The sequence below is a fragment of the Actinacidiphila sp. bgisy167 genome (genome assembly GCF_057707665.1).
This window is the reverse complement of the sequence record NZ_JBYIQP010000118.1, coordinates 1-13705: the sequence shown is the minus strand read 5'-3', so window position 1 is coordinate 13705 and position 13705 is coordinate 1. Positions and strand designations below refer to the sequence as shown.

Sequence of the window (13705 nt, the reverse complement as noted above, 5' to 3'; positions counted from 1 at the left end):
GGATGCGGGCCCACGGTGGTGTGCGGGGGTGAGGAACGCGGGCGGCTGCCGGCAGGGCCCGGGCGACGGGGAGAGCGTGGGACGGCTGCGCCGGCTCCGGGAGGCGGTGCAGCCGTCGCGGAAGACCGCAGCCCGCCCGGCGCGCCCGCTCTACGGCGGTCGCGCGGCGGACGGGCATACGGGCGGGTGCGCCCGTGCGGGCGGCGGGCTCAGTCCTCGCCGTCGTCCGTGGACTCCGCGTCCTTCTCCAGCCCGAGGGCGTCGAGGATCCACTTCTCGAACTCGATGGAGGCCCGGACCCAGCTGACGGTGCTGGAGACGAAGTGCTCCAGGCCGACGCCGAGGCCGATCAGCATCTGGGCCTCACCGATCAGACGGACCGTGCCGTCGTCGTGGGTGTGGGTGTAGACCTTCGGCCACAGGGTGCGGCGGTTCCAGTCGTCGATCGCCTCGTGCAGCTGAGGCTTGTCCTCAATGCTGTACGCCCGGTCGTAGAAGGTGCGGACCGCGAAGATCTGCTGGTCCTCCTCACCCCGGAACATGAAGTAGGTGCGGAACTCCTCCCACGGCGCGGCGAGGTCGCCCTCCTCGTCGACGACGTACTTGAGCTCCATCTGCTCCAGCAGCTGCTTGACCAGATCCTGGTCAGGAATGACCACGTTCCCGGCAGGGCCGGGCTGGGGGTCCGGCTGGCCCCCGAAGTTCGGAATCGAGGACGGGTCGATGCTCACCTTGGAGTTCCCTTCGTACGGATACCCCCATCCTCCCTCACGGCGGGCCGCTCCGTGCAAGCGCGGCCCGCCGTGCCCCCCTTCGCGGGGATTCCCGCAGCGCCTCAGAGGGTCTTGCCGGTGGTGGCGCCCACCATCAGCCGGTCGCCGACCCGGTCGACCCGCACGGTGTCGCCGTCCCGGACCTCGCCGGCCAGGATTTCCCGGGCCAGTTGGTCGCCGATGGCGGTCTGCACCAGGCGGCGCAGCGGACGGGCGCCGTAGGCGGGGTCGTTGCCCTCCTCGGCGAGCCAGTCCAGGGCGCTGTCGGTGATGTCGAGGGAGATCCGCCGGTCGCGCAGCCGGGCCGCCAGGCGGTCGGTCTGCAGCCGGGCGATGCGGCGCAGCTCGTCCTTGTGCAGGGCGTTGAAGACGACGATGTCGTCGAGCCGGTTGAGGAACTCGGGCTTGAAGGACGCCCGCACCGTCTCCAGCACGCTCTCCTTCTTCTCCGCCTCGCTGAGCACCGGGTCGACCAGGTACTGGCTGCCGAGGTTGGAGGTGAGGATGAGGATGGCGTTGCGGAAGTCGACCGTGCGGCCCTGGCCGTCGGTGAGCCGGCCGTCGTCCAGCACCTGGAGCAGGACGTCGAAGACCTCGGGGTGGGCCTTCTCCACCTCGTCCAGCAGCACCACGGAGTAGGGACGGCGGCGCACCGCCTCGGTCAGCTGACCGCCCTCCTCGTAACCGACGTAGCCGGGAGGGGCGCCGACCAGGCGGGCGACGGAGTGCTTCTCGCCGTACTCGCTCATGTCGATGCGGACCATGGCCCGCTCGTCGTCGAAGAGGAAGTCCGCCAGGGCCTTGGCCAGCTCGGTCTTGCCGACACCGGTGGGGCCCAGGAAGAGGAAGGAACCGGTCGGGCGGTCGGGGTCCGCGATGCCCGAGCGCGAGCGGCGCACCGCGTCGGACACCGAGCGCACGGCCTCGGACTGGCCGATCAGACGCTTGCCGATCTCCTCCTCCATGCGCAGCAGCTTCTGCGTCTCGCCCTCCATCAGGCGGCCGGCCGGGATGCCCGTCCAGGCGGCGACCACGTCGGCCACGTCGTCCGGGCCGACCTCCTCCTTGACCATGGTCTCCCGCTTGGCCACCTCCTCGGCCTCGGTGGCCTCGGCGAGCTCCGCCTCCAGCTTCGGCTTCTCGCCGTACAGCAGCTTGGACGCGGTCTCGAAGTCGCCGTCGCGCTGGGCGCGATCGATCCGGGTGGTCAGGTCGTCCAGGCGCTCCTTGAGCTCACCGACCCGGTTCAGGCCCTCCTTCTCCTTCTGCCAGCGCGCGGTCAGGCCGCGCAGCTCCTCGTCCTTGTCCGCGAGGTCCTTGCGCAGCTTCTCCAGGCGCTGCTTGGAGGCCTCGTCGGTCTCCTTCTCCAGCGCCATCTCCTCCATGCGCAGGCGGTCGACGGCGCGCTGCAGCTCGTCGATCTCGACCGGCGAGGAGTCGATCTCCATGCGCAGCCGCGAGGCGGCCTCGTCGACCAGGTCGATGGCCTTGTCGGGCAGGAAGCGGGCGGTGATGTAGCGGTCGGAAAGGGTGGCGGCCGCGACCAGGGCGGCGTCGGAGATCTGCACCTTGTGGTGCGCCTCGTAGCGTCCCTTCAGTCCGCGCAGGATCGCGATGGTGTCCTCGACGCTCGGCTCGGCCACCAGCACCTGCTGGAAGCGGCGCTCCAGGGCCGGGTCCTTCTCGATCCGCTCACGGTACTCGTCGAGGGTGGTCGCCCCGACCATCCGCAGCTCGCCGCGGGCCAGCATCGGCTTGAGCATGTTGCCCGCGTCCATGGCCGAGTCGCCGCCGGCGCCCGCGCCGACCACGGTGTGCAGCTCGTCGATGAAGGTGATGATCCGGCCGTCGCTGGCCTTGATCTCCGCCAGCACGGCCTTCAGCCGCTCCTCGAACTCGCCGCGGTACTTCGCGCCCGCGACCATCGCACCCAGGTCCAGGGCGACCAGGCGCTTGTCGCGCAGGCTCTCGGGCACGTCGCCCTTGACGATGCGCTGCGCCAGGCCCTCGACGACGGCGGTCTTGCCGACGCCGGGCTCGCCGATGAGCACCGGGTTGTTCTTGGTGCGCCGGGAGAGCACCTGCACCACGCGCCGGATCTCGTTGTCCCGTCCGATCACCGGGTCGAGCTTGCCCTCGCGGGCCGCCGCGGTGAAGTCCGTGCCGTACTTCTCCAGCGCCTTGTACGTGCCCTCGGGGTCGGGTGTCGTCACGCGCTGACCTCCCCTGATCTGCTCGAAGGCGTCCTGCAGCCTGCTGCCGGTCGCGCCGTGCTGCTTCAGCAGCTCACCGGCGGCCCCGCCCTTGAGGGCGATGCCGATGAGCAGGTGCTCGGTGGAGACGTACGCGTCCCCGAGTTCCTTCGCCCGCTGCGCCGCGTCGGCGATCACAGCGAGCAGTTCACGGTTCGCCTGCGGCGGCGCCACCGTACTTCCCTGCACGCTGGGCAGCCCGCCCAGCAGCCGCTCGGCGCCGGAGCGCACCGCCGCGGCGTCCGCGCCGGTGGCCGCGAGGACGTCCAGCACGCTGTCGTTCTCGGGCTGCTCCAGCAGCGCCAGCAGCAGGTGCACGGGGGTCAGGTCCGCATGCCCGGCCGACACCGCCTTGCTGTTGGCGGCGCCCAGGGCCTCCCGGCTCTTGTTGGTCAGCTCGGCGTCCACGTCCGCGTACTCCTCCTCCTCGTCGGGCACCATCGAAGCTGCTTATTCCAGCGTGAGACAAGTTGAGTCTATTCCACTCAAGGTTGGTTTTCCAAGGCGAGGAGCCCACAGGACGCCCCCGTCTTCGGGTGCGTGTCGTCGGGGGCGCGTCTTCGGGTGCGTGTCGTCGGGGTGCGTGTCGTCGGGTGCGGCCCGGCCGCACCCAGGGCCGGGTACGGTCGGTGCCATGGCCATCGACCCCCGCCGCCCCGAGCCCGGCTATCTCGCCTTCTGGCGGGAGTACCTCATGAGCACCCTCACCACCCACCGCCCGGACGGCACCCCGCACGTCGTGCCGGTCGGCGTGACCTACGACCCGGAGGCCGGGCTGGCCCGGGTGATCACCAACAAGGCGAGCCGGAAGGTCGCCAACGTGCTGGCGGCCGGGCCGGGAGGCGCCCGGGTCGCGGTGTGCCAGGTCGACAAGGGGCGTTGGGCGACGCTGGAGGGCGTGGCCCGGATCAACACCGACCCGGACGCCGTCGCCGACGCGGTGCGGCGCTACGCCGAGCGCTACGGCCGCACCCCCGCTCCCAACCCGGACCGGGTCGTCGTCGAGATCACGCTGACCCGCGCCATGGGCCGCGCCTGACCGGGCCCCCGTGCGCGCGGATCGAGCGCGCCGGTCGTCCGCACCGGTCGTCCGCGACGCGCCCCGTCCTGTCCGCGCCGATCCGGCGCCGCGGTCGCCCGGGTCCGGCCGGCCTCCGCGTCGTGCCCGCGTATCGACGCCCGGCCGAGGAGCCGTTCGGCGACGGGGCGGCTTCCTCGAACGCTTTTGTCGCCACCCCCGCCTGCGATCGCGGCCCGCTGCCCCACCAGCGACTTCCCCGACTCCGCCGGTGAGCGGGCGAACCCCTCGCAGCGGCCGACGGCGCCGGTCTCCCTCGCGGTCGGACGCCGCCGCAGCCGGGGCACTACCTCGCCCGCAGCGAGGTCCGCGACGCCGGATCCGCCTGGGCCGCCGCCCACATCGCCGCCGCCACCCACACCGGCAGCGACGCGCTCGCCACCAGGGCGCCCGCCCCGGCCGCCGCGCCCGCCACGCCCCAGCCCCCGCGCCGCGCCCACACGGACCGGACGCCGCCGACCACCAGCAGCGCCGCCACCACCGGGACGGGAACCACCCCCGCGCAGCGGGGCACGGCCACGTCGCCGTACGCCGCCACACCCACGCTCACCAGGACCAGCGCCATCAGCCCGGCGATCCACCACGGCCCTTCGTGCCGCGCGGCCAGCCGGAGCCCGGCCCACATCGCCACGGTCGCCAGCGCCACGTCCAGCCCCTCGGCGCCCCAGTCCGCCCCGAGCGGCACCACGCCGGCCATCATGCCCACGGCCAGCCCCACCACCATCCCGGCTCCGACGCCTCTGTGCGGCATACGCACCGTCTTCCCCGCCGCGGACCCCGCACCCCCGCACCGCCCCAGCGTGCCACCTCTTCGGCCGACACCGCCCGCGGCCTGCGGGCACGAGGTGATCACAAGTCGCCCGAGCCGCTGGGCACAGGACGGAACGCCGACCCAGCCCGGAGGGGCCTCCGTGATCCTCATGCCGTGACCACGCAGGACACACCGGCCACACCGGCCATCCGGCGGGCCTTGCGATAATCGCAAGGCCCGCCTTACTCTGGGCGCATGGACCCGAACGTCATCGCACGCGTACGCAGCGTGATGGACGCGGCGGCGGTGACCAAGGCCGCCTTCGCCCGGTCGGTCGGGCTGACGCCCGACAAGTTGTCGAAGTCGCTGACCGGTGTGCGCCGCTTCACCTCGCTCGACCTGGCGCTGATCGCGGAGGCGGGCGGCACGACCGTGGACTGGCTGCTGACCGGAAGCGAACCGCTGCGCCCCGCGCTCGCGGCCCGCACCAGGGGCGACGGCACCGCCGACCCCGTGGGCGCCCAGGAGGTCGCGGCGCGCTTCGCCGCCGCCTACGAGGTGCTGGACGTGCTGGGCCGCACGCAGGAGTTGCCGCGGGTGCCGGAGGTCGGCGCGGCAGCGGAGCGGTACGCCGAGCAGGGCGAGCGGCTGGCGGCCGAGGTGCTCGACGTGCTCCCGGCCGCCGAGCTGGGCACGGACGAGCTCATCGCGGCGGTGGAGGACCGCTTCGGAGTGGACGTCGCCATCGCTGCCCTTCCACAGGGTGTGGACGGTTTGGCGTGGCAGGCCGACGCGTTCCGGCTCGTCCTCCTCGCGCCCACCGACCTGTGGACGCGGCAGCGCTTCACCCTCGCCCACGAGCTCTGCCACATCCTCGCCAAGGACGCGCACAGCATGGTCGTGGAGTCCCGGGTCGCCCCCGGTCGGCAGAAGAACCTGGCCGAGGTGCGGGCGAACGTCTTCGCATCGCACTTGTTGATGCCCGCGGCGGAGTTGACGCGGGCCGCGGCGGAGAACGCGGCGCACGCGGCGGAGGACGCGGCTCAGGGCGGTCTCTCGGACGCCGCCTTCGAGCGGCTCGTCGTGCGCTTCCGGGTGTCGCCGAGTGCCCTGGCGGCCCGGCTGCACCAACTGGGACTCGTCGACGCCGCGCGCCGCAAGAGGCTGCGCGCCCTCACCACGGAGGCCTGCCATCTGTTCGCCGGCGCCGGCGACGACTACCAGAAGCAGATCTCGCGATCCTCGGCGGAGCGCTTCCCACCGAGGGTCGCCTCGCAGTTGTACAAGGCCTACCTGGCGGGGGAGACGACCCTGCGCCCGCTGGCCACGCTGTTGGGCACCGACGTGGAGCGGCTGCACGAGCTCCTCGCGCCCGAACCGCCACCGGGCGACTGCGTCGAACAACAGGACGCCGAAGAAGGGGATCTGGTCTTCCAGCCATGACCACGTGGTGGTTCCCCGACAACACCGTCCTGTGCAACTTCGCCGCCGTCGACCGGCTGCTCCTGCTGGAGAAGGTGCTGGACGGACGGGGCCGCTGGAGTCAGGCCGTGGCCTGGGAGGCCGCCCGCTCCGCGCGCTTCCTGCCGCGGCTGGCCGGGCTGGCGGAGGCCGGATGGCTGGGCGAGCCCGTGGAGATCACCGACGGCGCCGAACTGCGGGAGGTCGACCGGCTGCGCCGGGCGGTCTTCGGCGGCGCGTCCCATCTGCCGACCAAGCACCTGGGTGAGGCCGAGACCTGCGTGCTGATCACCCGGCGCCGTGAGTTCCGGGGCGCGGTCTGGATCACCGACGACCGCTCGGCCCGCGACTTCGCGCGCCGGCGCGGCATCACCAACAAGGAGACCTTCGACCTGATGCGCCAGGCCTGCGCGGAAGGGCTCGTCCCCGCGGCGGAGGGCCACCGCCTGCTGGAGGCGATGGCCGCCTCCGGCCGCCATCTGCACCGCCGTTCGCACGGGCCCGCCGACCTGCTGGCCTAGGCCCGCGGCCGTCCCATTGCCTGCCCAAGCCGACCTGAGCCGGCCTACGCGGCTCGACGGGCCTACGCCGTCCGGCGGGACCGCTCACTCCGGCCGCTTGGGCCGCCACACCACCAGCGCGGAGGTCTGCTGCACGTCCTGATAGGGCACCAGGTCACGCCGGTAGGAGGCGTGGACGGCGGCCTCGCGCTGCCGCATGGCGACCGCCGCCCCCTCGAGGGCCCCGGAGAGCTCGGCGACCCGCGCCTGCAGCGCCGCCACCTGGTTCTCCAGTTCGATGATGCGTTTGATGCCGGCCAGGTTGATGCCCTCGTCCTGGGAGAGGCGCTGCACCTCGCGCAGAAGTTCGATGTCACGAGCCGAGTAACGGCGGCCGCGCCCGGCCGTGCGGTCGGGCGAGACCAGGCCGAGACGGTCGTACTGGCGCAGGGTCTGCGGGTGCAGCCCGGAGAGCTGCGCCGCCACCGAGATGACGTAGACGGGGGATTCATCGGTCAGCTCGTACGGGTTGCGGCCCCGTCCGCCACGCATGCCGCCGCTCGTGTCCATCGGCTCAGACTCCCTTCGCGGCCTTGAACAGCTCTGCCCGCGGGTCGACATCCGCGGTGGCCTCCCGATACGCCTCCAAGGCGTCCAGTGCCTTGCCCTCGGTCGTCGCGGGGACGGCGACCTCGATCGAGACCAGCAGGTCGCCGCGCGTGCCGTCCTTGCGGACCGCTCCCTTGCCACGGGCCCGCAGCGTACGCCCGTTGGGCGTGCCGGGGGGCAGTTTCAACGTCACGGGGGGACCGCCGAGCGTGGGGACCTTGATCTCCCCGCCCAGCGCCGCCTCCACGAAGGTGACGGGCACGATGACCGTGAGGTTGTCGCCCTTGCGGCCGAACACCGGGTGCGGGTCGACGTGCACGGTGACGTACAGGTCGCCGCCCGGGCCCCCGCGCTCGCCGGGCGCGCCCTTGCCGCGCAGGCGGATGCGCTGCCCGTCGGTGACGCCGGCCGGGATGCGCACCTGCATGGTCCGCGCCGAACGGGCCCTGCCGCTGCCGTTGCAGACCTCGCAGGGGTCCTGCGCGATCAGGCCGCGGCCCTTGCAGTCCGTGCACGGGTCGGTGAGCGAGAAGCTGCCGCTGCCGCCGCGCGAGACCTGGCCCGTGCCGACGCAGGTCGGGCACACGCGGGGCGTGCCGTTCTTGTCGCCGGTGCCGGAACACGCCTTGCAGGGAGCCTGGCTGGTCATCTTCAGCGGGACGGTGGCGCCGTTCACGGCCTCGGTGAACTTCAGCGTCACCTCCGTCTCGATGTCCTGGCCGCGCCGCGGCTGCGTACGGGTGGTGGTGCCGCCGCGGTTGAAGAGCCCGCCGAACACGTCCCCGAGGCCGCCGCCGAAGCCGCCGCCCTGGGGACCGGTGCCGCCCGGGGCGCCGCCGAAGAGGTCGCCCAGGTCGAACCCGAAGCCGCCCGCGCCACCGGGGCCGGCCCGGAAGCCGCCGTTGCCGAACAGGGCGCGGCCCTCGTCGTACTCCTTGCGGCGCTTGGGGTCCGACAGGACGTCATTGGCCTCGGAGATCTCCTTGAAGCGCTCCTCCGCCTTGGCGTCGCCCTTGTTGGCGTCCGGGTGGAACTCACGGGCGAGCTTCCGGTACGCCTTCTTGATCTCCGCCTCGGTGGCGTCCTTCGGGACGCCGAGGACCTTGTAGAGGTCCTTCTCGAACAAGTCCCTGCTGATGCTCATCCCCGGCGTCCCTCCTTCCGTGCGCCACCTACGTCAGCCCTGCTCGGGGCCACCGTTCTCCTCGTCCGCCGTCTCGTCGTTCTGCTGCGCGCCCTGCGAGCCCGGCTGGGGCTCGGCGACGGCCACCCGCGCGGGGCGGATGGTGCGTTCACCGATGCGATACCCGGGCTGCAGGATCTGCACGCAGGTCGTCTGCGTGACGTCCGGCGAGTAACTGTGCATCAGGGCCTCGTGCACCAGCGGGTCGAAGGGCTCGCCCTCCTTGCCGAACTGCTGCAGCCCCAACTTGGCGGCGACCGACTCAAGGGACTCGCCGACCGACTTGAAGCCGCCGACCAGCTCCTTGTGCTCCCGGGCGCGGCCGATGTCGTCGAGCACCGGGAGCAGTTCGGTGAGCAGGTTCGCGATCGCGATCTCGCGGACCGCGATCCGGTCCCGTTCCACCCGGCGGCGGTAGTTCTGGTACTCCGCCTGCAGCCGCTGGAGGTCCGCCGTGCGCTCGTTGAGCGCCGTGCGCACCTGGTCCAGCTGGGCTTGCAGAGCGACGTCTGTGTTCGCGTCCCCGGCCGGGGCCGCCGGGCCCGCCTGGTCGGCGGACCCGGCGCCGGGCCCCTCCTCGCCGGAGGACTCGCCCGGCGAAGAGGAACCTGCCTCGGCAGAGGGGACGACAGGCTCCTCCTCGAAGCCCGGGGTCTCCTCCGTCACGCGGCACCGTCCTTCTTGTCCTCGTCGACGATCTCGGCGTCGACGACGTCGTCGTCGGCCTGGGCTCCGCCCGCGGCACCGGCGGCACCGGCCGCGCCGCCCTCGGCCTGGGCGTTGGCGTACAGCGCCTGGCCCAGCTTCTGGGAGGTGGCGGCGACCTTCTCGGTGGCCTCGCGGATGGCGGCGGAGTCCTCGCCCTTCAGCTTCTCCTTCAGGTCCGCGACGGCCGCCTCGACCTCGGTCTTGACGTCGCCGGGAACCTTGTCCTCGTTGTCCTTGAGGAACTTCTCGGTCTGGTAGACCAGCTGCTCGGCCTGGTTGCGGGTCTCGGCGGACTCGCGGCGCTTGTGGTCCTCCTCCGCGTACTGCTCGGCCTCGCGCATCATGCGGTCGATGTCCTCCTTCGGCAGCGCCGAGCCACCGGTGACCGTCATGCGCTGCTCCTTGCCGGTACCGAGGTCCTTGGCGGAGACGTGCATGATGCCGTTGGCGTCGATGTCGAAGGCGACCTCGATCTGCGGGATGCCCCGCGGGGCCGGCGGGAGGCCGGTCAGCTCGAACATACCGAGCTTCTTGTTGTACGCCGCGATCTCGCGCTCGCCCTGGTAGACCTGGATCTGCACCGACGGCTGGTTGTCCTCGGCCGTGGTGAAGATCTCCGAACGCTTGGTCGGGATCGTGGTGTTGCGCTCGATCAGCTTGGTCATGATGCCGCCCTTGGTCTCGATGCCGAGGGACAGCGGGGTGACGTCGAGCAGCAGGACGTCCTTGACCTCGCCCTTGAGGACACCGGCCTGGAGCGCGGCGCCGATGGCCACGACCTCGTCCGGGTTCACGCCCTTGTTGGCGTCCTGGCCGCCGGTCAGCTCCTTGACGAGCTCGGCGACGGCGGGCATGCGGGTGGAACCGCCGACGAGGACGACGTGGTCGATCTCGGAGAGCTGGATGCCCGCGTCCTTGATCACGTTGTGGAACGGGATCTTGCAGCGCTCCAGGAGGTCCGCGGTCAGCTGCTGGAACTGGGCGCGGGTGAGCTTCTCGTCCAGGTGCAGCGGGCCCTCGGCGGACGCCGTGATGTAGGGCAGGTTGATCGAGGTCTCGGTGGACGAGGACAGCTCGATCTTCGCCTTCTCGGCGGCCTCGCGCAGACGCTGCAGCGCCATCTTGTCCTTGGACAGGTCCACGCCGTGACCCGAGGCGAACTGCTTCACCAGGTAGTCGACGATGCGCTGGTCCCAGTCGTCGCCACCGAGGTGGTTGTCGCCGTTGGTGGCCTTCACCTCGACGACGCCGTCGCCGATCTCCAGCAGCGAGACGTCGAAGGTGCCGCCACCGAGGTCGAAGACGAGGATGGTCTGGTCGTCCTTGTCCAGGCCGTACGCCAGGGCGGCGGCCGTGGGCTCGTTGACGATGCGCAGGACGTTCAGACCCGCGATCTCGCCGGCCTCCTTGGTGGCCTGGCGCTCGGAGTCGTTGAAGTACGCCGGGACGGTGATGACCGCGTCGGTGACCTTCTCGCCCAGGTAGGCCTCGGCGTCCCGCTTCAGCTTCTGCAGGATGAAGGCGCTCATCTGCTGCGGGTTGAAGTCCTTGCCGTCCAGGTTGATCTTCCAGTCGGTGCCCATGTGGCGCTTGACCGACCGGACCGTCCTGTCGACGTTGGTGACGGCCTGGCGCTTGGCGACCTCGCCGACGAGCACTTCACCGTTCTTCGCGAAGGCGACGACGGACGGCGTGGTCCTGGCGCCCTCGGCGTTGGTGATGACGGTGGGCTCGCCGCCTTCGAGAACGCTGACGACGGAGTTAGTCGTGCCCAGGTCGATGCCGACCGCACGTGCCATGGTGGAGTCCTCCAGCTGCCTACTTGAGTGGATCTGGCTCAAGGGTGCCGCACACCTTCGACCCTGTCAACAGACCTGAGTCGCAGAGGCTCAACTTATGGGTCAGCACCGCACGCACGGACGGCCGCAGCGTCAGGCGGAAGCCCTCGGCGGACCGGGCAGCCCGGGGGTTGCGGGAGGACGCGCCTGCGCAGCGACACAGATCACCGGCGGCGCGGCTGCGCACGCACGCCGATACTGGGTAGTCTCAGGAGAACCACATAAGTTACTGCTTAGTATTCAGCCGGGCATCAGCCCCGCGCCTCCGCTCTCGCAGGTCCGAGGAGCCCCGAAATGCAACTCGCCGCGATCATCGTGTCGCTGGTCCTCGCCGTGGTGGGCGTCGCGCTGTTCAGCCGCGCCATCGCCCAGATCCACCGGTTCGTACGACTCGGTCAGGACGTCCCGGCGGGCACCCGTACGGACGACTGGCGAGCACGCACCGCCACGGTGGCACGGGAGTTCCTCGGCCACACCCGCATGAACCGGTGGGGCGTGGTCGGCGTCGCCCACTGGTTCGTCGCCATCGGCTTCTTCTCGCTCGTGCTCACCCTGGTGAACGCCTTCGGCCAGCTCTTCAAGGCCGACTGGGCGCTGCCGGTCATCGGCCATTGGCTGCCGTACGAGGTGTTCGTCGAGTTCATCGGCCTGATGACGACGCTCGGCATCATCACACTGATCACGATCCGCCAGCTGTCCCGCCCCGGCCGCGCCGGCCGCAAGTCCCGCTTCGCGGGCTCCAACACCGGCCAGGCGTACTTCGTCGAGTCCGTCATCCTCATCATCGGCCTCGCCATCATGACGCTGCGCGGCCTGGAGGGCGCCCTGGCCGAGGTGCAGGGCTACGAGGCCGCCTACTTCGCGTCGTACCCGCTGGTCGCGGCCTTCCGGGGGCTGAGCGTCGGCACGCTGCAGAACCTGGTCTACCTGGTCGCCATGATCAAGATCTCGACCTCCTTCATCTGGATGATCACGGTCGCGCTCCGGACCGACATGGGCATCGCCTGGCACCGCTTCCTGGCCTTCCCGAACATCTGGTTCAAGCGGAACGCCGACGGCGCCGTCGCGCTCGGCGCCCTGCAGCCGATGACCTCCGGCGGCAAGGCGATCGACTTCGAGGACCCGGGCGAGGACGACGTCTTCGGCGTCAGCCAGGTGGAGCAGTTCTCCTGGAAGGGCATCCTCGACTTCTCCACCTGCACCGAGTGCGGCCGCTGCCAGTCGCAGTGCCCCGCCTGGAACACCGGCAAGCCGCTCTCCCCCAAGCTGCTGATCATGTCGCTGCGCGACCACGCGCACGCCAAGGCGCCGTACCTGCTCGCGGGCGGCGGCAAGACCATGGAGGGTGAGGAGAAGGCCTCCGAGGAGCAGCTCGCCGCCGTCCCTCCCGCGGCGCTCGCCGAGGCCGAGCGCCCGCTGATCGGCACCGCCGAGGAGAACGGCGTCATCGACCCGGACGTCCTGTGGTCCTGCACCACCTGCGGCGCCTGCGTCGAGCAGTGCCCCGTGGACATCGAGCACGTCGACCACATCGTCGACATGCGCCGCTACCAGGTCATGATCGAGTCCGCGTTCCCCTCCGAGGCGGGCACGATGCTCAAGAACCTGGAGAAGAAGGGCAACCCCTGGGGCCTGCCCAAGAAGCAGCGGCTGGCCTGGGTCAAGGAGGTCGGGTTCGAGGTCCCCGTCGTGGGCGAGGACATCGAGGACCTCACCGAGGTGGAGTACCTCTACTGGGTCGGCTGCGCCGGCTCCCTGGAGGACCGCGCCAAGAAGACCACCAAGGCCTTCGCCGAGCTGCTGCACATCGCGGGCGTCACGTTCGCGATCATGGGCGGCGAGGAGAACTGCACCGGCGACTCCGCCCGCCGCCTGGGCAACGAGTTCCTCTTCCAGCAGCTCGGCGCCGAGAACGTCGCCATGCTGAACATGGCCTTCGGCGAGGACGACGAGGACGCGTCGACGAGGAAGCCGAAGGCGCAGAAGAAGATCGTCGCCACCTGCCCGCACTGCTTCAACACCCTGGCGAACGAGTACCCGCAGCTCGGCGGCGAGTACGAGGTCATCCACCACACCCAGCTCCTGCAGCACCTGGTCGACGAGGGCCGGCTCGTCCCCGTCACCCCGGTCGAGGGCATCATCACCTACCACGACCCCTGCTACCTGGGCCGCCACAACAAGGTCTACACACCGCCGCGCGAGATCATCGCCAAGGTGCCGGGCCTGCGCAACGAGGAGATGCACCGGCACAAGGAGCGCGGCTTCTGCTGCGGCGCCGGCGGCGCCCGCATGTGGATGGAGGAGCGGATCGGCAAGCGCATCAACAACGAGCGCGTCGACGAGGCGCTGTCCCTGAACCCGGACATCGTCTCCACCGCCTGCCCGTTCTGCCTGGTGATGCTCTCCGACTCGGTCAACGGCAAGAAGAACGAGGGCAAGGCGAAGGAGTCGCTCCAGGTCGTCGATGTCTCCCAGCTGCTGCTGGAGTCCGTCAAGACCCCGCTCGACCCCGACGGCGAACCGGAGGCGGTCAGCGAGCCGGAGCCCGCGCC

The 13705-nt window shown here is 71.1% G+C and carries 11 protein-coding genes; 4 read left to right on the top strand and 7 right to left on the bottom strand.

Features of this window, described 5'->3' with window-relative positions; genetic code table 11:
* Positions 1-209 precede the first annotated feature (209 nt).
* Positions 210-731, bottom strand: coding sequence for a YbjN domain-containing protein (locus tag AC3ET4_RS28695; protein ID WP_431954515.1), 522 nt, complete (start codon positions 729-731; stop codon positions 210-212).
* Between the two features lie 104 nt (positions 732-835).
* Entirely contained in the window at positions 836-3433 is a 2598-nt protein-coding gene (clpB, locus tag AC3ET4_RS28690) for an ATP-dependent chaperone ClpB (RefSeq protein ID WP_431954518.1), read from the bottom strand.
* 226 nt (positions 3434-3659) lie between these two features.
* Here clpB and AC3ET4_RS28685 point away from each other — a divergent pair, with 226 nt between their 5' ends.
* Positions 3660-4064, top strand: coding sequence for a pyridoxamine 5'-phosphate oxidase family protein (locus AC3ET4_RS28685; RefSeq protein WP_431954513.1), 405 nt, complete (start codon positions 3660-3662; stop codon positions 4062-4064).
* Positions 4065-4389: 325 nt separating this feature from the next.
* On the opposite strand, the gene AC3ET4_RS28680 is transcribed toward AC3ET4_RS28685, so the two are convergent.
* Positions 4390-4854: a hypothetical protein gene (locus AC3ET4_RS28680; RefSeq protein ID WP_431954511.1), complete on the bottom strand. Its 465-nt coding sequence runs from the start codon at positions 4852-4854 to the stop codon at positions 4390-4392.
* Positions 4855-5109: 255 nt separating this feature from the next.
* Between AC3ET4_RS28680 and AC3ET4_RS28675 the strand changes: the two genes are divergently transcribed.
* The gene (locus AC3ET4_RS28675) at positions 5110-6297 is read left to right on the top strand and encodes an ImmA/IrrE family metallo-endopeptidase (RefSeq protein ID WP_431954509.1); all 1188 of its coding nucleotides are present in this window, start codon (positions 5110-5112) and stop codon (positions 6295-6297) included.
* A complete protein-coding gene (locus tag AC3ET4_RS28670) occupies positions 6294-6836 on the top strand; it encodes a PIN domain-containing protein (RefSeq protein WP_431954507.1) in 543 nt (180 codons plus the stop codon). The genes AC3ET4_RS28675 and AC3ET4_RS28670 overlap by 4 nt, the downstream gene beginning before the upstream one ends.
* An 84-nt stretch (positions 6837-6920) precedes the next feature.
* Here the strand turns inward: AC3ET4_RS28670 and AC3ET4_RS28665 are convergent, their stop codons facing one another.
* From AC3ET4_RS28665 to dnaK, 4 genes are read right to left on the bottom strand one after another with little or no spacing between them, the layout of a single operon-like run.
* Positions 6921-7385, bottom strand: coding sequence for a heat shock protein transcriptional repressor HspR (locus AC3ET4_RS28665; protein ID WP_431954505.1), 465 nt, complete (start codon positions 7383-7385; stop codon positions 6921-6923).
* Between the two features lie 4 nt (positions 7386-7389).
* Entirely contained in the window at positions 7390-8568 is a 1179-nt protein-coding gene (gene dnaJ / locus AC3ET4_RS28660) for a molecular chaperone DnaJ (protein WP_431954503.1), read from the bottom strand.
* Between the two features lie 33 nt (positions 8569-8601).
* On the bottom strand, positions 8602-9273 hold the full coding sequence (gene grpE / locus AC3ET4_RS28655; protein WP_431954501.1) for a nucleotide exchange factor GrpE: 672 nt from the start codon (positions 9271-9273) through the stop codon (positions 8602-8604).
* Positions 9270-11114: a molecular chaperone DnaK gene (gene dnaK / locus AC3ET4_RS28650; protein ID WP_431954516.1), complete on the bottom strand. Its 1845-nt coding sequence runs from the start codon at positions 11112-11114 to the stop codon at positions 9270-9272. The genes grpE and dnaK overlap by 4 nt, the downstream gene beginning before the upstream one ends.
* Before the next feature lie 333 nt (positions 11115-11447).
* Here dnaK and AC3ET4_RS28645 point away from each other — a divergent pair.
* Positions 11448-13705, top strand: a 2258-nt coding sequence (locus AC3ET4_RS28645) for a (Fe-S)-binding protein (RefSeq protein WP_431954499.1), incomplete at its 3' end; no start/stop codon positions are given.